The sequence below is a fragment of the Actinoplanes sp. 13 genome, from assembly GCF_056134165.1.
On sequence record NZ_JBVYOQ010000006.1, the window covers coordinates 1 to 19,332 of the forward strand.

The window sequence follows — 19,332 nt, forward strand, 5'->3', positions numbered from 1 at the left end:
TTGCCATAAATGGCACTGGCTTATCAAGCACCCTGTTGAGTTCTCAAAGAACAACCACACACCATCACACGACCCGCAACCGCGGCCCGCCCTCCGGGGCACTCGCTCTACTTTACCCGCCGAATCCGATTCGTCAAATCCGGCCTCACAACCGAAATTGCCGATCCACAATCGAATGGGCACCCCACGAAACCGCACGATCGACGACCGCGCGATCAACATTAGGATTTCCGTCAGGACGGCCGACCCGAGCCCCTCACGGGTCCCGCTCGCTCGCCCGTCTCCCTGGCGGCTCGGAAAACATTACAGGCTCGTGTCCCGGACGCCAAATCGGCCCGCCGCGACGTGGGTCACAGCGGGCCGATCAGAGTGAAAGTGCAGGTCAGGGCATGATCTCGACGCCGGCGAAGGTCCGCTTCCCACGCCGCAGAACGAGGAACCGGCCGTGCAGCAGCGCCGACTCGGGCACCACGGCCTCGCCGTCGGTGATGCGCTCGTTGTTCAGGTAGGCGCCGCCCTCGGTGATGGTGCGACGGGCCTCGTTGGCGCTCGCCACGAGACCGGAGTCCTTCAGCAGGGCGCCCACGGTGGGCAGTTCACCGCGTACCTCGTGCAGACCGGCCTCGGCCAGCGCGGCGCGCAAGGTGTCCGCGGAGAGCTCGTCCAGCGATCCCCGCCCGAAGAGCGCCTGGCTCGCGGCGATGGCCTGCCTCGCCTCCTCCGGGCCGTGCACCAGCGCGGTGATCTCTTCGGCGAGGGCCCGCTGGGCGAGCCGGGCCTGCGGCCGCTCCGCGGTCGCCTTCTCCAGCTCCTCCAGTTCCTCGCGGGACTTGAAGCTGAAGTACCGCAGGTACTGATTGACGTCGCGGTCGTCGCTGTTGACCCAGAACTGGTAGAAGGAGTACGGCGTGGTCATGGCCGGGTCCAGCCACACCGCCCCGCCGGCGGTCTTGCCGAACTTGGTGCCGTCGGCCTTGAGCACCAGCGGGGTGACGAAGGCGTGCACCGGGCCTGCGCCGCGGCGGCGCACGAAGTCGACGCCGGCAGTGATGTTGCCCCACTGGTCCGAGCCGCCGAACTGGAGCATGCAGCCGTTGCGGACGTGCAACTGGTAGAAGTCGTTGGCCTGCAGCAGCTGGTAACTGAACTCGGTGAAACTGATGCCGCTCTCCAGGCGGTTGCGGACCACGTCGCGGGCCAGCATCTTGTTCACCGGGAAGTGCTTGCCGACATCGCGCAGGAACTCGATGACCGAGGTCGGTCCGGTCCAGTCCAGGTTGTTCACCAGGGTCGCGGCGTTCGCCCCGTCGTAGCTCACGAACGGCGCCAGCTGCGCGCGGATCCGCTGGACGTAACCCTCCACCACCTCGGGCGGGTTGAGGCTGCGCTCGCTGGACTCGCGCGGATCGCCGATCTGGCCGGTGGCGCCGCCGACCAGCAGCAGCGGCCGGTGCCCGGCCTGCTGGAGCCGGCGGGCGGTCAGGACCTGCATGAGGTGACCGACGTGCAGCGAGGCGGCGGTCGGGTCGAAGCCCACATAGAACGGAATCGAGCCGCCGTCGAGTGCCTTGCGCAGCTCGTCGGGATCGGTCGAGTCCTGGATCAGTCCGCGCCACTGCAGGTCGTCTACGAAAGTCACGCCCGGAATTGTCCCGCACTCCCCGCTGCGGATCACAGCGGGTTTCGACATGCTGGACGGATGGGTCACCTGGGTAGCGCGGAACCGCCGCACGAGATCTCGAAGAAGAAGGCCGAGGCCCGGCTGGAGGCCGCGCAGCAGCGACTGCTCCGGCTGCGGCTGATTCTCGGCGGGCAGATCGGCCGCAAGAAGCTCGGGCCGCCGTTGTGCGTGGTCTTCGAGGGCTGGGACGCGTCCGGCAAGGGCGGTGCGATCAAGCGGCTGGTCTCCCCGCTGGACCCGCGGCACGTCCGGGTGTCGCAGTTCGCCGCCCCGACGTACGACGAGAAGCGGCACCACTTCCTGCAGCGGTTCTGGAACGTGTTGCCGGGCTGGGGCGGCATGGCCGTGCTGGACCGGTCCTGGTACGGGCGGGTGCTGGTGGAGCGGGTCGAGGGTTTCGCCACCAAGGACCAGTGGAAGCGGGCGTACGACGAGATCGCCGAGTTCGAACGCACGCTGACCGCCGAGGGCATGCTGCTGATCAAGTTCTGGATGCACGTCTCCGACGCCGAGCAGCTGCGCCGGTTCGAGAGCCGGGCGAACGATCCCCTGCGCACCTGGAAGCTGACCGACGAGGACTGGCGCAACCGGGAGAAGCGCGCCGATTACGAGGCGGCCATCGAGGAGATGATCGAGCGGACCGACCGCCCGAAGGCCCGGTGGCACGTCATCCCCGGCGACGACAAGCCGTGGGCGCGGCTCGCCGTGGTGGAGCGGGTGTGCAACGCGGTGGAGACCCGGCTGACCAAGCTCGGGTTCGACGTGGACGCGGCGGACACGCCTGTCACCTGAACGGGCATGGGCGATTGGCGTGATCAGCGGGTATTGCGGCGCTATGGTGCGCTAAATGACGAAGAACACGCTACTCTCCGCCGCCGCCGCCCTCACCTGCCTGCTCGCGACGGCGGCCCCGGCCCAGGCCGCGCCGGTCGCCCAGTCGGTCTCGGTGCAGCGCACCGGTGGGATCGGCAACTCGCAGGCGTCGTTCCAGATCTCCGGCGGTGGCGGCAAGCACGCCGCCGAGGTGCTGCGGCTGGCGTCCAGCCCGGCGTTCCGGGCGCTCCGCCCGCGGTACGTGCCGCGCGACACCTGCTGCGACCGGTACCTCTACCGCGTCGAGGTGCGCTACCGGAACGGACAGGTCAAGGACGTCACGGCGCTGCAGGGGGCGCCCGCGCCGAAGGTGCTGTGGACAGTGATCGACAAGGTGGAGAACACCCGGGTGGATCTCCCCTTCAAGCTCGACTGGCCGATGTTCCCGTTCTGAGCGCACGGCACGGCCTCCGCCGGATCGGCTGGCGGAGGCCGTGGGCTCAGCCGGCCAGCTTGCGGGCGTGCGCGGAGTCCGGCGCCGCCACGACCTCCGCGGCGAGCCGCCGGCAGTCCGCCTCGGTGTACCCGGCCAGCGAGGCCCGGACCGCCGGGATCGCCCGCGGTGACATGGAGAGGCTGGTGACGCCCAGCCCGACCAGCACCGGCGCGAGCGCCGGGTCGGCCGCCGCCTCCCCGCACACCCCGACCGGTTTGCCGGCCGCCCGGCCCGCGGCCCCGCACACCCCGATGAGCTGCAACAGAGCCGGCTGCCAGGGATCCAGCAGATCAGCGAGATCACCGCACATTCGGTCGGCGGCGAACGTGTACTGACTCAGGTCGTTCGTCCCGATGCTCAGGAAGTCGACCACCTTCAGCAGGTCGGCGGCCCGCAGCGCGGCGGCCGGCACCTCGATCATCACGCCGGCCTTCGGCAGCCCGGCCGCGCGGACGGCCTCGGCGAACCCGGTGGCCTCGGCGAGCGTGGAGACCATCGGCGCCATCACCCAGACGTCCGCGCCGGTGTCGGCCCGGGCCTCGGCGATCGCCGCGAGCTGGGTGCTGAGCACCTCGGGGCGCTGCCGGGCCACCCGCAGGCCGCGGACGCCCAGAGCCGGGTTCGGCTCGCCCTCCTGGTTCAGGAACGGCAGCGGCTTGTCGGCGCCGGCGTCGAGCGTCCGGATCACCACGCGGCGCCCGGCCATCGCGGCGAACACCTCCCGGTACGCCGCCGCCTGCTCGGCCCGGGACGGCTCCTGGGTGCGGTCCAGGAACAGCAGCTCGGTGCGGAACAGGCCGACGCCCTCGGCGTGCACCTCGTCCGCGGCCGGCACGTTCTTCGCGGAGCCGACGTTGGCGAGCAGCTTGACGTCGTACCCGTCCGAAGTCTGTCCCGGACCGGTCAGAGCCGACGCCGCGGCAGTCTGCCGGGCCGCGACGGAGAGAGCGGCCGTCGCCGTGGCCTCGTCGACGCCGACCTCCACCCGCCCGGTGGCGCCGTCCACCAGCACCGGAGTGCCGTCCGCGATCGCCAGCACGCCCGGGCAGGCGACCACCGCCGGCAGACCCAGCGCGCGGGCCAGGATCGCGGTGTGGCTGGTCGGGCCGCCCACCTCGGTGACCAGCGCGACCACCTGCTCCGGGTCGAGGTCCGCGGTGTCCGCCGGCGCCAGGTCACGGGCCGCCAGGACGTAGGGGTGACCGGGCTGCGGCACACCCGGCATGGGCAGGCCGAGCAGCACCGCGACCGCCCGGTCCCGCAGATCGTCGAGGTCCGCGACCCGTTCGGCGAGATAGCCGCCGGCCGCGGCGAACGCCTCCCGGAACGTCGCGAACGCGCCGTCGATCGCGTGCGGCGCGTCGCGGCCGTCCTCGACGAGCTCGCGGACGCCGTCGCGCAGCGTCTCGTCGTCGGCCATCATCGCCTCGGCGCGCAGCACCTCGGCCACCGTGGGGTCGGCGGCCCGGTCGGCCCGCCGCTCCAGGTCGGCGACCACCTCGGCGAGCGCCGCGGACGCCCGGGCCACCTCCGCCTCGACGTCGGCGACCGGACCGGGCGCGGGCAGCGCGGGCACCGCGGCGATCCGCAGCAGCGGACCGGCGGCGACCCCCGCGCTGACCCCGATGCCGGCCTTCGTCTCAGGCATCCGCGTCCAGATCCTTCGCGAGCAGCGCGGCGAGGCTGTCCAGGGCCGCGTCAGCGCCGTCGCCGTCGGCCTCGAGAGTGACCTCGGTGCCCTGCTTGGCGCCGAGCGCGAGCACCGACAGCATGCTCTTCGCCGGCACCGGCTTCTTGTCGCCGACCCGGATGGTCACCTTGACCGGCGCCGCGGCGGCGGCCTCGACGAAGAGCTTGGCCGGCCGGGCGTGCAGGCCGCTGGCGGAGCCGACCGCCACCGTGCGCGTGGGCATGGAGTCTCCTTAAGGCTCGATCGTTACCTTGATGGCCTCACCGCGCGCCACGATGCCGAAGGCGTCGATCGCGCCCTCCAGCGGCAGGCGGTGGGTGATCAGGTCGGCGACCGGCACCGCGCCGGTGGCGACCAGGTTGAGCGCCTCGGCGTTGTGCGCCGGGCTGGAGCCGTTCGCGCCGACGATCAGCAGCTCCCGGTAGTGCACCAGGTTGGAGTCGAGGGTGATGGTCGGCTTGTCCTTGGGCAGGCCACCGAAGAAGCTGATCCGGCCCTGCCGCGCGGCCATCTCGACGGCCTGCTCCTGGGCCTTGCCCGAGGCGGCGGCGGTGATGATCACGTCGGCGCCGCGACCGCCGGTCAGCTCGAGCACCTCCTTGATCGGATCGGTCTCCTCGGCGCAGATCGCGGCGTCCGGCTTCACCAGGGCGGCGGCCATGTCCAGGCGCTGCCGGCTCAGCTCGACCAGGAACACCCGGGCGGCGCCGCGGGCCCGGGCCAGCCGCACGTGCAGGCAGCCGATCGGCCCCGAGCCGATGACCACCACGTCGTCGCCCTCGCCGACCCGGGCCAGGTTCTGCGCATTCAAGGCACACGCCAGCGGCTCCGCCACCGACGCCTCGGCGAACGACACACCCTCCGGGATCCGGTTCAGGCCGTCGACCTTCAGAACCTCCTTGGGTACGACCATGTACTGCGCGAAGCCGCCCTCGAAGTGGTAACCCATCGACACCTGGTTCGGGCAGATGGTCATCCGGCCACGCGTGCACTCGCCGCACACACCGCACGGGATGGCCGCGATGACCTGCACCCGGTCCCCGTCGGCCCAGCCCTCGACGCCCTCGCCCACCTCGACGATCTCGCCGGCGATCTCGTGGCCCATCACCCGCGGCGGGTGGATGTGGTGGTGCCCGAACTTGGAGATCTTGACGTCGGTGCCGCAGGTGGAACAGTTCCGGACGCGGATCTTCACCTCGCCCGGGCCGGCGGCCGGCTCCGGCATGTCCTCGAAACGGACGTCGCCGGGAGCGTGGAAACGTACGACCTTCATGAGTTGCTGTCCTCCTGGATCGCCCCTAGCAGGCGAATCACGGTTTCTGTCTCGGTGGCCTCGCGAAGCTCGCGGGCCTGGTCCTCGTCGAGCAGGATCTCGGCGAGAGCGGCGAGCAGCTCGACGTGCCCGTCACCGGCGGCGGCGATGGCGACGCAGACCGCCACCTGCTCGCCGCCCCAGTCGACGCCGTCCGGGAAGCGCAGCACCGCGAGGGCGTCGCGCTTGACCAGCTCCTTGCCGCCGAGGGTGCCGTGCGGGATGGCGACACCCTCGCCGACGTAGGTGGAGATCGACTGTTCGCGGGCCAGCATCGTGTCGACGTAACCCGCCTCGGCGGCGCCGATGTCCACCAGCGCCGCGCCGCAGAGACGGATCGCCTCGTCGCGGTCGGCGGCCTTCTCGGCCAGCCGGATGGCCCGGCGGTCCAGCAGCTCAGACATTGAGGTCGCTGCCCTGCTGGATCGCCTTGACCACCTTCGTCACCGCCGGGTCGCCCAGGAAGATCTGGAACGGCACGATCGGCTTGCCGGGCGCCACCGAGCGGGCCCGGGCGGCCAGCCCACTGTGGCAGACCACCAGGTCGGCGTCGGCGGGGATCGAGTTCACCGGGGTGTGCTCCACGGTGACGCCGCTCTTGCCGAGCTGCTTGCGCAGGGTGCTGGCGAGCATCACGCTGCTGCCCATCCCGGCGTCGCAGGCGACGACGAGCTTGTGGATGTCCTTGCCGTTGATGGTGGCCATGCCGGGCTCCGTTCCTCTTCGTGGAGATGGGGTTACGCGTTTTCCTTGCGGCTGCCGTCAGCCGTGACGGTGGCGTCGTCCGCGGCGGCACGCTGCTCGTGGATCTCGGCCGCCGGCGGCGTGTCCGACTCGTCCGCCACGCTCTCGTCGACCTCCTGGTCGGACTTGAGCTTGCCGAACCCGAGCAGCAGCGACGCGACACCGAAGGTGACCGCGGCGGCGATGACCACGCCGAGGATCATGCCGAAGTAGCCGTCCTTGGCGGTGACCGCGGCGAAGGCGAAGATGCTGCCCGGCGCCGGGGACGCCACGGTGCCGGTGCCGGTGACCATGAAGGTGGCGACGCCGGCCATGCCACCGGCGATCATCGCGAGGATCAGGCGGGGCTTCATCAGCACGTACGGGAAGTAGATCTCGTGGATGCCGCCGAAGAAGTGGATGATCATCGCGGCCGGGGTGGTCGGGCGCAGCGACTTCGGGCCGAAGAAGAGGAACGCGGCGAGCAGGCCGAGACCCGGGCCGGGGTTCGACTCGATCATGAACAGGATCGACTTGCCGTCCTCCGCCACCTGCTGCACGCCGAGCGGGCTGAACACGCCGTGGTTGATGGCGTTGTTCAGGAAGAGCACCTTGGCCGGTTCGACCAGCACCGAGACCAGCGGCATCAGGCTGTGGTCCAGCAGCCAGTCCACGCCGTTGCCGGCGGCCTTGGTCAGCGCGTTGACGACCGGGCCGATCGCGAGCTTGCCCAGGATGGCGAAGCCGGCGCCGATGATGCCCGCCGAGAAGTTGTCCACCAGCATCTCGAAGCCGGGCTTGATCTTGCCGTCGACCGCGTTGTCGAACAGCTTCAGGATGTACGCGGTGAGCGGTCCGATGATCATCGCGCCGAGGAACATCGGGACGTCCGCGCCGACGACGACACCCATGGTCGCCGTGGCACCGACGACGGCGCCGCGCTGCCCGTGCACCATGCGGCCACCGGTGTAACCGATCAGGACCGGCAGCAGGTACTTGATCATCGGGTCGACGAGCTGGGCGAGGTTCTCGTTCGGCACCCAGCCGACCGGGATGAACATGGCGGTGATCAGACCCCAGGCGATGATCGCGCCGATGTTCGGCATGACCATGCCGGCGAGGTGACCGCCGATTCGCTGGACGCGGGCACGGAACCCGCCCCCGGTGACCTCGGGGGTGTATGAAGAGGCCATGGAGGACTCCATTCGGTGAATGGCTGGATATGTCGGGTATTAGGTGGAGCAGTGGTGTCCGGCGTCTCCGCCCGGCTGGTTCCTCCGGCTTCGGCGCCTGGCTTTGGGTCGTCCGGTCGCGAACCCCGTGTGTGAAGTTGGGGTCCGATCCGTACCCGAACTTCACACGCATGCTGTGCCCGGTCGCGGCGGCTGGTCGCCTGGCCAGAACCGGCGGCCGGCCGCCTCGGTCAGTCGCGGCTCAGTGGTTGATCCGGGTCGGGATGATGGTCGATGCGGATACGGGTACGGTCGAGGTCGTCAGGGCCCGGCATCCGGCTGCCCGGCAGGCTGACCGCCGCCGCGCCCCACGCCAGCCCCTCGACCAGCGCGGCCTCGCCGTGCGCCCCGGCCGCCAGGAAACCGGCCAGCAGCGCGTCGCCCGCGCCCACGGTGCTGCGCGGCACGCTCACCGGGGAGGTCCCGGTCAGCACTCCCGCGTCGTCGACCAGCACCGCGCCGTCCGCCCCCAGGCTGGCCAGCACGGCGCCCGCGCCGGCCTTGCGGAGCCGCTCGCAGGCGTCGGTCACGTCGCCGAGCGTGGTGAGCTCGCCGCCGACCGCCTCGGCCAGCTCCTCCCGGTTCGGCTTGACCAGCGCCGCGCCGGCCGCGACGCCGGCCAGCAGTGCCGGTCCGCTGCTGTCCACCGCGAGCCGGGCGCCGGCCGCGACCAGCCGCCGGCAGAGGCCGGTGAAGGCTGCCACCGAGGGGCCGGGTGGCAGGCTGCCGCAGATGACGACCCAGCTGGCGGGGCCCGCCGCAGCCAGCACCGCGTCGCTGACCTCGGCGAACTCGGCCTCGGAGAGCTGCGGGCCGACCTCGTTGATCTTCGTGACCGTGCCGTCCGGCTCGGCAAGAGTGATGTTGGAACGGGTCCGGCCGGCGATCGGGACGGCCAGCATGTCGACCCCCTCGGCCTTGAGCAGGTCGACGAGCTGCTCACCCTCGGCGCCGCCGGTCGGCACCACCGCGGTGGACCGGACGCCGTTGGCCAGCAGGGCCCGGGTGACGTTGACGCCCTTGCCGCCCGGGTCGATGTGCGAGTCGCCGGCCCGCAGCACCTCCCCACGGACCAGCGCGTCCACCTCGAGGGCCCGGTCGACGCTGGGGTTGAGAGTGACAGTGAGAATCATGCTCGGGATCCGGGCGGCATCGGTGGGGGCCGGGGCCGACATCCGGCCGGCCTCGGTCGGGGTCGGGCCTTCGGGCCGGCCGGCCTCGGTCGGGGTCGGGCCTTCGGGCCGGCCGGCCTCGGTGGGGGTCATGCGCGCACCAGCCGGACGCCGGTGGCCTCGACCTCGCCGGCGAGCTCGCCGTCGAGGCCGTTGTCGGTGATCAGCAGGTCCAGCTCGGCCAGACCGCCGAACCTCGCCAGGTAGTCGTTGCCGATCTTGGTGTGGTCGGCGAGCAGGACCACCCGGCGGGCCGCGGCGATCATCGCCCGTTTGACCGCCGCCTCGGCCGGATCGGGGGTGGTCATCCCGCGCTCGACGCTGCAACCGTTCGTTCCCATGAAGGCGACGTCCACATACATCTCCGCGAGCGGCCGCAGCGCCCAGTCGTCGACGGTGGCCAGGGTCTTGCCGCGGACCCGGCCGCCGAGCAGCAGAACGGTGAGGTTGGGCTTGAGGCCGAGCGTGGCGGCCAGCACCGGCGAATTCACCACCACGGTGAGCTCGCGGTCGGCGGGCAGCAGCTGAGCGAGCCGGGCGGTGGTGGTCCCGGCATCCAGGATGATCGCCCCGTCCTCCGGCACCTCGGCCAGCGCGGCCTTCGCGATCCGCTCCTTCTCGCTGATCAGCACGGCGTCCCGGGTGGCGAGGGCCGGCTCGAACCCGAGCCGCTCCACCGGGATCGCGCCGCCGTGCACCCGTCGCAGCACGCCGGCCCGCTCCAGCACGGTCAGGTCCCGGCGGATCGTCTCGGCGGTCACCCCGAAGGTCTCGGCCAGCGCGACGACGTCCACCCGCCCCTCGGCGCGGGCCCGCCGCACTATCTCTTGCTGGCGTTCCTCCGCGTACATCCGTGCTCACCGCCCGACTTCGTTTTGGCTTTGTCTTTGTTTACGCCCGCTTCTGCCCGAACGCAATATGTCAAAGAGATTTCGATCTCCTTACCCGAGGTTTCTTCGACCAGTCAGAGGCCGCAATGCCGCACGCTCGGCCATATCGCGCCCACAGTGCGTGAGAGCATAGATGATCTCAAATGTGGGAAATTCGGACGCCCATGCCCGGTTGTGTTGGTTTGCCACATCGTCGCCCACGCCCGGCCAGCCGCACGGAGACGGGAGCGCCCGAGATCACCACGCTGCGCGGACCCATGCTGCGCGGGTCGGCACGCTGAGCCGGCCCACGCTGAGCCGGGCCACGCTGAGCGGGTCGGCACGCTGAGCGGGACGGGTGTGGGGACTTCGGGTGTGCAGCGCGCCCTGAATCACCACGCTGGAGTGGGCAGCCGGCCCGGCGGTCGCGCTGCGGCCCGGGGTGGCAGGGGGTCGCGTGTGGCCCCGGGCCGCGGTGCGGCGGGAGCAGCGCGAGGTGGTACGCGTGGGCGTACTAAAGCGGGGTTTTATCCTTTATGGGGTGGCAGGCCCAGGGTTTTGCGGATCGCGGCCTGGACCTCGTCCAGCGGTGGGCGACCGTCCACGTCGTGCACCACCTCTTTGCGCCGGAACAGCTCCAGCACCGGGCGGGTCTTCTCGTGGTAGTCGCGGAGCCGGGCCTCGAGCGCCTCGGGCGTGTCGTCGGCGCGGGTGACCAGCTCGTGGCCGCAGATGTCGCAGCGGCCCTCCTGCTCGGGGCGGTCGGCGATCAGGTTGTAGTCCATCCCGCAGTTCGGGCAGAGCCGGCGGCTCAGCACCCGGCGGCGCACCTCGTCGTCGGGCAGCTCCAGGTGGATGACGGCGTCGATGTCGTAGCTCTCCATGAAGAACTCGGCCTGCCGCCCGTTGCGCGGGAACCCGTCGATGATGAAGCCGAAGTTCCAGTCGTGCTCGTCCAGCCGGCGGCGGACCACCGACTCCACCAGGTCGTCGCCGACCAGGTCGCCGGCCGCCATGATCCGGCGGACCTGCGCACCGAGCTTGGTGTGGTTGCGGACGTGCCAGCGGAAGATGTCGCCGACGCTGATGTGCGTCAGGCCCAGGTCGTCCCGCAGCATCTGGCTCTGGGTGCCCTTGCCACTGCCCTGCACACCCATGATCACGTATTTGCGCATCGGGCCTCCTACCGGGTCGCGCCCATCCGCAGTGGGCCGGGGGGTAGTCCGGTCAACGTGGTCGGGTCGACGCTCCAGGCGCCGGCCACCCGGAACACGTCCCGCTCGGCGACCAGCACGGTCGCCTCGTCGTCGAGCTCACCGGGCAGGCCGGCATCGCGTTCGGCCGGGTCCGGGTCGCCGAACCACGATGTCACCTCGCCGGTCTGACCGACATACCCGAAAGCGCGGATCAGGTCACCTCGCGCCGCGCGCTGCCATCGATGCAGCTCGGTGACCCGGTGCGTGGCGAAGTACTGCACCTCGGTGTCCAGCGTCGCGGAGAGCGCGACCAGATCCGGGGGGCTCTGCATCAACTGCCGTCCGACCGCCAGCACCCATCGGGTGTCACGGGCGCCGGGCAGCGGCGGGGTGATCGCGACCCGGTCGTCGGTCAGGTGCGCCAGATCCAGGCCGTCGCGCCAGGACACCGGGCCGAGATCGCGCAGGCCCAGCGCCTCGAGGACGCTCTCCGGCTCGGAGCCGGCGACGGCGAGCCAGGCCTGCTTGCCGCCGAAGCCGGCCATCACGTCCATATCCATGTCCGCAACGCTATCCGGAATACGCCCGTTCCTGTCCGGTTACGTCCACCCGGGGTGGAGGGTTACGTCCGTCGGGCGTGGTCGGGCACGGCCGTCGGCGTGGCGGTTGCGGCTCTCGGCGTGGCGGTTGCGGCTCTCGGTGTGGCCTCACGGCCATCCGTAGTCACGGCGCAGGAGCGCGGCCACCCGGTCGAACCGGGTCCGGTCGAGGATCGCGCCCTCCCGCCGGATGCCGTCCTCGTCAACCTCCAGGACCCGGTCGAGGCGGACCCAGCTGGGCCTCGAGTCCCGGTCCCACTCCCCCGGGCCGAGCGCCAGCCAGTGCCGCTGACCGTTCCGCTCGCTCTGGCTGGACAGCATCAGGCCGAGCAGCGTGCGCCCGTCACGCCCGACGACCAGCACCGGGCGGTCCTTGCCCTGGGCCGGATCATCCTCGTACGGCACCCAGGTCCAGACGATCTCACCGGGATCGGCGTCACCGTCGAGACTCGGCGCGTACGCCAGATGCCGGCCGCCACGGGGTTTCGGGATCTGCCGGGGAGCACGTTTGGCCGGGGCGGCCGGGCGCGACGGGGCGGGACGCGCGGCGGGTGGCCCGGGGCGGGCCGGGGCAGGCCGTTCCGGTGCCTTCTGCCGGGGCGCGGAGGTCTTGGGGGGCGGCGCCGGCTGCCGGGCCGGGGCACCCGCCAGACGCCGGAGGAACGCCTTCACGATTTCGAGCACCGGTGCACCCTACGACGAAGATCTCAGCCGGCGAAGTCCTGAGCCGTCCGGATGATGCCGGCACCGGCTCGGCCGGCTCCGTGGCCCTCGCCGAGGTGGTGGCCGTGGGTGACGGCGACACCACCTCGGGCGGGAATCGCCGCCGGGGGACGATGCGGCGGCGAGCGGGGCGTTCACCGAGCCGGGGGACGCCAGGCCCGGTGCAGCCCTGCGCCGGGCCGGTCACCAGGAGGCTGTGCCCACCACCGCTTGCGGGACCTGCCGCCGGGGTGCAGCGGAGACGGGCACGGGGGAATCCTCGGTGAACTCGGCCGGGGAACGGCGCACGATCACTATGCGCGACGAGCCGGCGGGGGTGGGTTCGGCAAAGCAAGCCTTAAGGATCGGCACACCGAGTCATAAGGAGCGGCTCCCGGGCCGCTAGCGCTCGACCCTTTTGCGCAGGGCTCGGTAGAGCTGGTCGTCGTCCACGACGGTGTAGAGCTCACGATCATCGCCGGTCACCGCCACCCACGGGCAACGGCGATCCTTACCGGTCAACTTGGTCTCGGCGACCCTCTTGCGGGTGGCCACCTCGTAGACCGCCAGCCGATATCGCCCCTCCCGCAGCGGCAACGTCTCGGCCGCCGGGTCGTCCACTGTGCAGTCCCGCAGCTTCGGCCCGACGGAGACCAGGTCGAGGCAGGCCACGAGCTGGACCTCAGCCGGTTTCGGCGCCCACGCCCGCCGTTGGGCGGCGGTGCCCGCGAACGCTGTCAGGGTGAGCGTCCGGGTGGCCCTGGCGGTCCGGTCCAGCCGGTTCCGAGCGCTGATCACTATCGGATGCGGACCCTCACCGCGGAACTTCGGGGCGGCCGGAAAATACCAGCTGTCGCAGACCAGCTCCAGGTCGTCCTCGGTGCGCACCGGGTCCGCCGCCGCCCGGGGCCCGTCCGCCGCCGCGCCCTCGACCACCGGGAACGAGGGCGGCGGCCCGAGCGGGGGCCGCGTGTCCCGGGTGGGATCGATGGTGGTCAGCCGGACGAACAGGAAGGCCGCCGCGCCGAGGAAGCCGACCAGCAACGACGCGAGCACCGCCGACCAGACCAGCGTGCGCTTCGACTCCATCGGCACCCTCCTCGTGGCAGGGACTATATCGACGGGAGCCGTTGCGCGCACTGCCCGTGTCAGGGCGGGTACGCACCGAAGCGCCCCGGTCACGAAGGCCGGCGGCAGGGCGGCGGCCCAGGTCGCCTGCTTGTCTCTCGGCGCGGCCGGGCGGACGGCCGCGGGCGGGGCGGGCGGGGCGGGCGGCGGCGGGCGCGGGCGGTTGGCGGCGGGCGCGGGCGGTTGGCGGCCGTGATGGCGGTAGGTGGCAGCCGCGACACCGGGGGGGGTGAAAGGACGTCGGGGCGGGCGGTGTGGGGTATGAGGGACGGGGAGGGGGAGACGCCTGGCTCGCAGGCGTGCGTCGGCCGAGGAGGGTGATCGATCGTGAGCTGGCTGGAGCTGCCCGCGGCGAAGGTGGACGAGGCGGCCCGGCTGCTGCTCGGGTGGCGGCTCAGCGCCAACGGGGTGACCGTGCGGCTCAGTGAGGTGGAGGCCTACAGCGGGCTCGGCGCCGACCCGGCGAGCCACGCGCACCGCGGGCCCACCAACCGCAACGCGGTGATGTTCGGTCCGGCCGGGCGGTTGTACGTCTATCAGATCTACGGGATGCACTTCTGCGCGAACGTGGTCTGCGGTGAGGACGGCCGGGCGGCCGCGGTGCTGTTGCGGGCCGGCGAGGTCGTGGACGGGTTGGAGGTCGCCCGGCAGCGGCGGCCGGCGGCTCGCCGGGACAGCGACCTGGCGGCCGGGCCGGCGAAGTTGATGCAGGTGCTCGCGCTGGACAAGGGCGCCAACGACACGTCGGTGATCGACGGCACCGGGCCGGCGACGCTGGCGCCGCCGGACGGGCCGGTGGGGACGATCGAGGCGGGGCCGCGGGTGGGGGTGACGTCGGCGCACGACGTGCCGTGGCGGTTCTGGATCGCCGGCGATCCGACGGTCAGCGTCTATCGGCGGCACTCCCCGCGGGCCCGGCGCGGCGGCGGGTAGGCGCGCGGCAGGGTTTCGCCGGCCCGGCGGCGGGTAGGCGCGCCCCATGACACCGAACGCGAGCGTGACCTTCGTCGGTAACGCCACGACCGTGCTGCGGCTGGGTACGTTCACCCTGCTCACCGATCCGGCCTTCAGCCCGGCGGGCAGCCGGACGTACCTCGGTTACGGCGCGTGGACGCGCCGGTTGCGGGACCCCGCCATGGGGTACGCGGACCTGCCGCCCCTGGACGGCATCGTGCTGTCGCATCTGCACGGCGACCACTTCGACCGGGCCGCCCGCCGGGCCGTCCCGGCGGACCTGCCGATCGTCACCACCGTCGAGGCGCAGCGGCGCTTGCGTAAGCGCAACTATTCCGCGGTGAAGGGGCTGCCGACCTGGGACGCCGAGGAGTGGAGCCGCGACGGGCAGTCGTTGCGGATCACCTCCCTGCCCGGCACGCACGGCCCGGGCATCGTCGGCCGCCTGCTGCCCGACGTGATGGGCTCGCTGATCGACTGGTCGGTGGACGGCCAGCGGATGCTCCGGCTCTACATCACGGGGGACACGCTGTACCGGCCGCGTCTCGGTGAGATCCGGGAGCGCTGCGGCGAGCCGGACGTGATGCTGATCCACCTGGGCGGCACCAAGCTGCTGGGGCTGACGCTGACCATGGACGGCAGGCAGGGCGCCGAGTTGACCCGGCTGATCGGGCCCCGGCTGACCCTGCCCATCCACTTCGACGACTACCGGGTGATGAAGTCGCCGCTCAGCGAGTACGTCGAGGAGTGCGGCAGCCGGTCGCTGACCGGCGTCCGCACCATCGACCGCGGCGAGACCGTCACCCTGCTGCCGTGAGGACGCCGAGCCGGCGGGTCCGCCGCCTCGTCCAGCACGTACGGCGAGAGCAGGCTTCGCCTTCGCCGAGCGGGTCGTCACGGAACGGGTCGTGACCGATCCGCTCGGCGACCTGGGCGGCGAGCGCGTTTCGCCTGATGTCGACGCCCACTTCCCGTAACGTCCGGCGTGATGATCTCGCACCGTGGACTGTTGGGGCTCAGCCTGTTCTGCGGGACCGCCGTGCTGTGGTGCGGCGCCCTGATCGTGGCGCTCGCCGCCGGGATACGACCGGTCCACCCGACGGTCGCGGTCGGTGTCGCCGCGCTGCTCACCGTGCCCGGCTTCGCGGCCGGGATCCTGGCGAACCGGCGCGGTTACCGGACCCGGGCCCCGCGCCGCCTCTGGAGCCTGGCCTCCTGGGTGCCGCCGCACGTGCCGCACTGGGCGGCCCTGGCCGCCGGCGGGATCTTCTTCGGGTTCTGGCTGTCGATCGTGCTGGCCTTCGTGGCGCTCGACGGCAAACCGCAGACCCGTGACGGCCGCTACGTGCTCCAGGACAACGACCGGGTGGTCGAGGTCAGCCGCGCCACCTACGACCGGCAGATGGACCACGAGCAGCAGATCTCGCTCGGCGTGCTGGGCGCGTTCGCCGTGGGCGGTTCGTTTCTCTGCGCCGCCCGGGCGACCGACCGCGAGCACGAGCACCAGCACTGAGCGGGGTGCCGGTCGCGGCGGCCACCGGAAGCGTTTGGTCAGCCGATCGGGGACGACTCCCGCCGGATCCGGGACGAGCCGCGGCCGACCGACCAGCCCTGCACCCACCGGGCGGCAGTGTCCCGCCGGGTGCGGTCGGCCAGGTGGTACCAGTCCATCCGGCAGCGGGACCGGGTCACCTCCAGCACGCCGAACCCGTGGCCGTCGGTCTCCACCCATCGCACATGCGGGTTGGTCGCCCGGATCAGGGAGGCGGCCAGCACACTGAGCGGCCCGCCCGGCGGCGTGTTCAGGAAGTCGTCGATGTTGTCGCTGGTCACCGACGGGACCACGAACTCCGCGGCGGCCGGCCGGAAGGGGCCGGTGTCCCTGGTGGTCAGCTCGTTGGCCCAGGACGTGTGGATGTCGCCGGTCAGGAACACGACGTCCTCGGTGCCGCGCGCCCGCAGCGCGTCCACCAGGCGCTCCCGGTCGGCGTTGTAGCCGTCCCACTGGTCGACGTTGAGCACCAGCCCGTTCTGCGGGACGCCGACCAGCTCGGCGAGCGGCGGCACCAGCCAGGCGGGCAGCGTGCCGACGTCCAGGCGGGAGATCATCACCGGGTTGCCGACCAGCTTCCAGATCGCGGTCGACGTGGTCAGGCCCTGGGTGAGCCAGGACATCTGGTCGCCGCCGGCGACGGTCCGGCCCGGGTCGTCGGCCGCGGTGCCGCCCGCCTGCTCCGACCTGTAGGTCCGCAGGTCCAGCATGGACAGCTCGAAGAGGTCACCGTAGCGCAGCCGGCGGAAGATGCTGCCGTCCTCGGCGAGGCGCACCGGCATCCACTCCGCGTACGCCCGGCGCGACGCGGCCACCCGGTCCTGGAAATCGCCCTCGGCACCCGGGGTGTGGTTCTCCGCTCCCCCGCTCCACATGTCGTTGGCGACCTCGTGGTCGTCCCAGGTGATCACCCACGGCACCGACGCGTGCAGGGCGCGCAGATCGGGATCGGTCTTGTACTGGGCGTGGCGGATCCGGTAGTCGGCGAGGGTCACCGTCTCGTGCGCGGGTTCGGTGCGGCGCACCACGGTCCTGCCCGCGCCGAAATCGCCGGTGGCGTACTCGTACAGGTAGTCGCCGAGGTGCACCACCAGGTTGAGGTCACCACGGGCGGCCAGGTGACGGTAGGCCGCGAAGTGGCCGGCCTCCCAGTTCGAGCAGCTCACCACCCCGGCGCGGAGCCGGCTGACCGCGTCGTCGGCGGCCGGGGCGGTCATCGTACGGCCGGTGGGCGAGAGGTTGCCGGCGTAGCCGAAGCGGTACCAGTAGGTCGTCGCCGGGGCCAGCCCGGAGACGTCCACCTTCACGGTGTGGTCACGTTCCGGCCCGGTGACGAAGGCGCCCGAGGCGACCACCGAGCCGAACCCGGAGTCGGTGGCGATCTGCCAGTCGACGCTCACGCTCGGGCCGAGCCCGGACGCGGGCGTCGCCTCGGGCACCGGGGTGACCCGGGTCCAGAGCAGGATGCCGCCGGGCAGCGGGTCGCCGGAGGCGACACCGTGCTGGAAGACACCCTCGGCCGCAGCGGAGGCGGCCGTGCCGGGAAGCGCGGCGGAGGCGACGGCGCCCGCCCCGGCCAGACGGAGTACGGAACGCCGGTCGACGAAGACAGTCATGCCTATCCATGTATCAGCTCGGTGGCACGACCGGCCCTCGGCCAGACGGATGTTCGACCGCTCTTCACGAAGATTGTCACGGGCGCATCCGGGCGTTCACGGACGGCGGCCGGTTCATTATCTTGATCGGATGGGGGTGCGTCTGTGGTCCGTGGTCGCCGAGTCCGAGGCGGTGACACTGGCCGGTCCGGACGCGGAGATCCTGAAAAATCAGGACACGCTGCTGGCGGCGGGGCACGACACGGTCGTCGTCATCGCGGAGCGCGGAGTCCGTACCTCCGAAGACCTTGTGGTGTCCGGTCCTTTCCCGGCCCGCATCGCCGCCCGCCTCACCGCCGAGCCGCAACCCCACGTGCTGGCCCTGGCCCGCCTTCCGGAAGGCTGTCTCGCGCTCGGCGCGGCCCGGGTGACACGCGTCGGGCGGCGCCGCGGGGCGCTGCAGGACCTGCAACTGTTCCTGGAGGCGCCGCTCCCCTACGACCTGCTGGACCGGGTCCGCCCGACCACGCCGCCGCCGGAGCAACCGGACGTGGACTGGCTCGACCTGCTCCCCGACGACCCGGTCGGTGCGCTGGAGCGGTTCGTCGGCGGCTGGTACGCCGGCATCGCGCCGCACGAGGTCGCCGCCCGGGAGGGCCCGCTGCGGGACTTCCACCGCATCGCGGCCGGCCGCCAGGAGATCTACGACGGCGCGCTGCGGCTGTTCCGGGACCCGGTCGACACGGCCGGCACGATCACCTTCGGCCAGGAGCGCGACGGCGTGTTCACGCTGACCACGGAGGACACGCCGAACCCGCCGGTCTGGTACCACGGGCTCAGCGACCAGCCGCTGCGGGAACGGGAGCGGCTCCACCCGTACCTGCTGATCGCGGCCCTGACCCACGCGGCGATGGACTCCTCGCCCGGCGGCATGGCGTTCGTCGACCGGACCCAGGCGAAGCGCATGGTGGCGCCGCTGCGGCGGGTGCCGCTGCGCCCGGCGCGCTGGCCGTGCGCGCGCTCCCGGCTCTACGCCGGGCCGGGCATGGTGGTGCTGGTCGGTGACGACGACGCGGACTGGTTCGAGGTCTACGTGGGTGCCCGGCACCGCTCGCTGTTGCGCCGCTTCCGCAAGTTGGGGCTGGACTGGGAGCGGTTCGACGGCTGAGCGGGCCGGGCTTCGTCGTTATTCGCTGATCGCGTCGATCAGGTCGCCCACCGGGCGATCGGGCAGCGCGCGGGCCACATCGGCGACCGCGACGATGCCGACCAGCTGATGACCGTCGATGACCGGGAGGCGGCGCACCTTGTACTGGCTCATGGTGCGCAGGATCTCGGCCGCGTCGTCGTCGGCGCCGACCGTGATCGGCTTGCCCTCGGCCAGCTCGGAGGCGAGGGTCTCTTGCGGGTTGCGACCCTGGGCCAGCGCCTTCACGACGATGTCCCGGTCGGTCAGCATGCCGTGCAGGCGGTTGTCCTCACCGCAGATCGGTAGCGAGCCCACATTGAGCTGCGCCATCTTCCGGGCGGCCTCCGCGAGGGACTCCTTCTCGCCGACGCAGGTGACGTCCCGGGTCATGATCTCGCGGGCGGTCGTCATGACCGTCAACTCCTTCCA

The 19,332-nt window shown here is 71.9% G+C and carries 21 protein-coding genes; 6 read left to right on the forward strand and 15 right to left on the reverse strand.

The features are described 5' to 3' along the window. Positions 1-382 precede the first annotated feature (382 nt). Positions 383-1,639 carry a tyrosine--tRNA ligase gene (tyrS, locus tag AC0NH5_RS14635; protein ID WP_474403793.1) on the reverse strand — a complete coding sequence of 419 codons (1,257 nt, stop codon included), beginning with the start codon at positions 1,637-1,639 and terminating at the stop codon, positions 383-385. Between the two features lie 60 nt (positions 1,640-1,699). Here tyrS and AC0NH5_RS14640 point away from each other — a divergent pair, with 60 nt between their 5' ends. Together AC0NH5_RS14640 and AC0NH5_RS14645 are read left to right on the forward strand one after the other, a co-directional pair. Then, a complete protein-coding gene (locus AC0NH5_RS14640; protein ID WP_474403795.1) occupies positions 1,700-2,473 on the forward strand; it encodes a polyphosphate kinase 2 family protein in 774 nt (257 codons plus the stop codon). 55 nt (positions 2,474-2,528) lie between these two features. Next, positions 2,529-2,948, forward strand: a complete 420-nt coding sequence (locus AC0NH5_RS14645; protein ID WP_474403798.1) for a hypothetical protein — start codon at positions 2,529-2,531, stop codon at positions 2,946-2,948. 46 nt (positions 2,949-2,994) lie between these two features. Here AC0NH5_RS14645 and ptsP read toward each other — a convergent pair whose 3' ends face one another. From ptsP to AC0NH5_RS14705, 12 genes are all read right to left on the reverse strand, one after another. Beyond that, a complete protein-coding gene (gene ptsP / locus AC0NH5_RS14650) occupies positions 2,995-4,638 on the reverse strand; it encodes a phosphoenolpyruvate--protein phosphotransferase (protein WP_474403800.1) in 1,644 nt (547 codons plus the stop codon). Beyond that, positions 4,631-4,903, reverse strand: coding sequence for an HPr family phosphocarrier protein (locus AC0NH5_RS14655; protein ID WP_474403802.1), 273 nt, complete (start codon positions 4,901-4,903; stop codon positions 4,631-4,633). The genes ptsP and AC0NH5_RS14655 overlap by 8 nt, the downstream gene beginning before the upstream one ends. A gap of 9 nt (positions 4,904-4,912) precedes the next feature. Beyond that, on the reverse strand, positions 4,913-5,953 hold the full coding sequence (locus tag AC0NH5_RS14660) for a zinc-dependent dehydrogenase (protein WP_474403804.1): 1,041 nt from the start codon (positions 5,951-5,953) through the stop codon (positions 4,913-4,915). Next, positions 5,950-6,396 (reverse strand): PTS mannitol transporter subunit IIA, encoded by a 447-nt coding sequence (locus AC0NH5_RS14665; protein ID WP_474403807.1) that lies wholly within the window; start codon positions 6,394-6,396, stop codon positions 5,950-5,952. Before AC0NH5_RS14665 ends, AC0NH5_RS14660 begins: the two co-directional genes overlap by 4 nt. After that, positions 6,389-6,697 (reverse strand): PTS lactose transporter subunit IIB, encoded by a 309-nt coding sequence (locus AC0NH5_RS14670; RefSeq protein WP_474403809.1) that lies wholly within the window; start codon positions 6,695-6,697, stop codon positions 6,389-6,391. The genes AC0NH5_RS14665 and AC0NH5_RS14670 overlap by 8 nt, the downstream gene beginning before the upstream one ends. A 32-nt stretch (positions 6,698-6,729) precedes the next feature. Continuing rightward, positions 6,730-7,908: a mannitol-specific PTS transporter subunit IIC gene (gene mtlA, locus AC0NH5_RS14675; RefSeq protein ID WP_474403811.1), complete on the reverse strand. Its 1,179-nt coding sequence runs from the start codon at positions 7,906-7,908 to the stop codon at positions 6,730-6,732. Positions 7,909-8,138: 230 nt separating this feature from the next. After that, entirely contained in the window at positions 8,139-9,080 is a 942-nt protein-coding gene (gene pfkB, locus AC0NH5_RS14680; RefSeq protein ID WP_474404425.1) for a 1-phosphofructokinase, read from the reverse strand. Between the two features lie 128 nt (positions 9,081-9,208). Further along, positions 9,209-9,970, reverse strand: a complete 762-nt coding sequence (locus tag AC0NH5_RS14685; RefSeq protein WP_474403813.1) for a DeoR/GlpR family DNA-binding transcription regulator — start codon at positions 9,968-9,970, stop codon at positions 9,209-9,211. A 545-nt stretch (positions 9,971-10,515) separates the two neighbouring features. After that, positions 10,516-11,163: an adenylate kinase family protein gene (locus tag AC0NH5_RS14690; RefSeq protein ID WP_474403815.1), complete on the reverse strand. Its 648-nt coding sequence runs from the start codon at positions 11,161-11,163 to the stop codon at positions 10,516-10,518. Positions 11,164-11,171: 8 nt separating this feature from the next. Continuing rightward, on the reverse strand, positions 11,172-11,744 hold the full coding sequence (locus AC0NH5_RS14695; protein WP_474403817.1) for a hypothetical protein: 573 nt from the start codon (positions 11,742-11,744) through the stop codon (positions 11,172-11,174). A gap of 147 nt (positions 11,745-11,891) precedes the next feature. Beyond that, complete coding sequence (locus AC0NH5_RS14700; RefSeq protein ID WP_474403819.1) at positions 11,892-12,467, reverse strand: type II toxin-antitoxin system PemK/MazF family toxin; 576 nt, start codon at positions 12,465-12,467, stop codon at positions 11,892-11,894. A gap of 420 nt (positions 12,468-12,887) precedes the next feature. Next, entirely contained in the window at positions 12,888-13,574 is a 687-nt protein-coding gene (locus AC0NH5_RS14705; protein WP_474403821.1) for a hypothetical protein, read from the reverse strand. A gap of 363 nt (positions 13,575-13,937) precedes the next feature. Between AC0NH5_RS14705 and AC0NH5_RS14710 the strand changes: the two genes are divergently transcribed. The 3 genes from AC0NH5_RS14710 to AC0NH5_RS14720 all read left to right on the forward strand — a co-directional run bounded on the left by AC0NH5_RS14710 (position 13,938) and on the right by AC0NH5_RS14720 (position 16,080). Beyond that, positions 13,938-14,546 (forward strand): DNA-3-methyladenine glycosylase, encoded by a 609-nt coding sequence (locus tag AC0NH5_RS14710; RefSeq protein WP_474404427.1) that lies wholly within the window; start codon positions 13,938-13,940, stop codon positions 14,544-14,546. Between the two features lie 46 nt (positions 14,547-14,592). Then, entirely contained in the window at positions 14,593-15,384 is a 792-nt protein-coding gene (locus AC0NH5_RS14715; RefSeq protein WP_474403823.1) for an MBL fold metallo-hydrolase, read from the forward strand. Between the two features lie 171 nt (positions 15,385-15,555). After that, entirely contained in the window at positions 15,556-16,080 is a 525-nt protein-coding gene (locus tag AC0NH5_RS14720) for a hypothetical protein (protein WP_474403825.1), read from the forward strand. A 38-nt stretch (positions 16,081-16,118) separates the two neighbouring features. Here AC0NH5_RS14720 and AC0NH5_RS14725 read toward each other — a convergent pair whose 3' ends face one another. Continuing rightward, positions 16,119-17,735, reverse strand: coding sequence for an alkaline phosphatase D family protein (locus tag AC0NH5_RS14725; RefSeq protein ID WP_474403827.1), 1,617 nt, complete (start codon positions 17,733-17,735; stop codon positions 16,119-16,121). Positions 17,736-17,865: 130 nt separating this feature from the next. On the opposite strand from AC0NH5_RS14725, the gene AC0NH5_RS14730 reads away from it, so the two are divergent. After that, positions 17,866-18,882 carry a hypothetical protein gene (locus AC0NH5_RS14730; RefSeq protein WP_474403829.1) on the forward strand — a complete coding sequence of 339 codons (1,017 nt, stop codon included), beginning with the start codon at positions 17,866-17,868 and terminating at the stop codon, positions 18,880-18,882. A gap of 18 nt (positions 18,883-18,900) precedes the next feature. On the opposite strand, the gene AC0NH5_RS14735 is transcribed toward AC0NH5_RS14730, so the two are convergent. Beyond that, a complete protein-coding gene (locus AC0NH5_RS14735) occupies positions 18,901-19,314 on the reverse strand; it encodes a CBS domain-containing protein (RefSeq protein ID WP_474403831.1) in 414 nt (137 codons plus the stop codon). Positions 19,315-19,332: the final 18 nt, after the last annotated feature.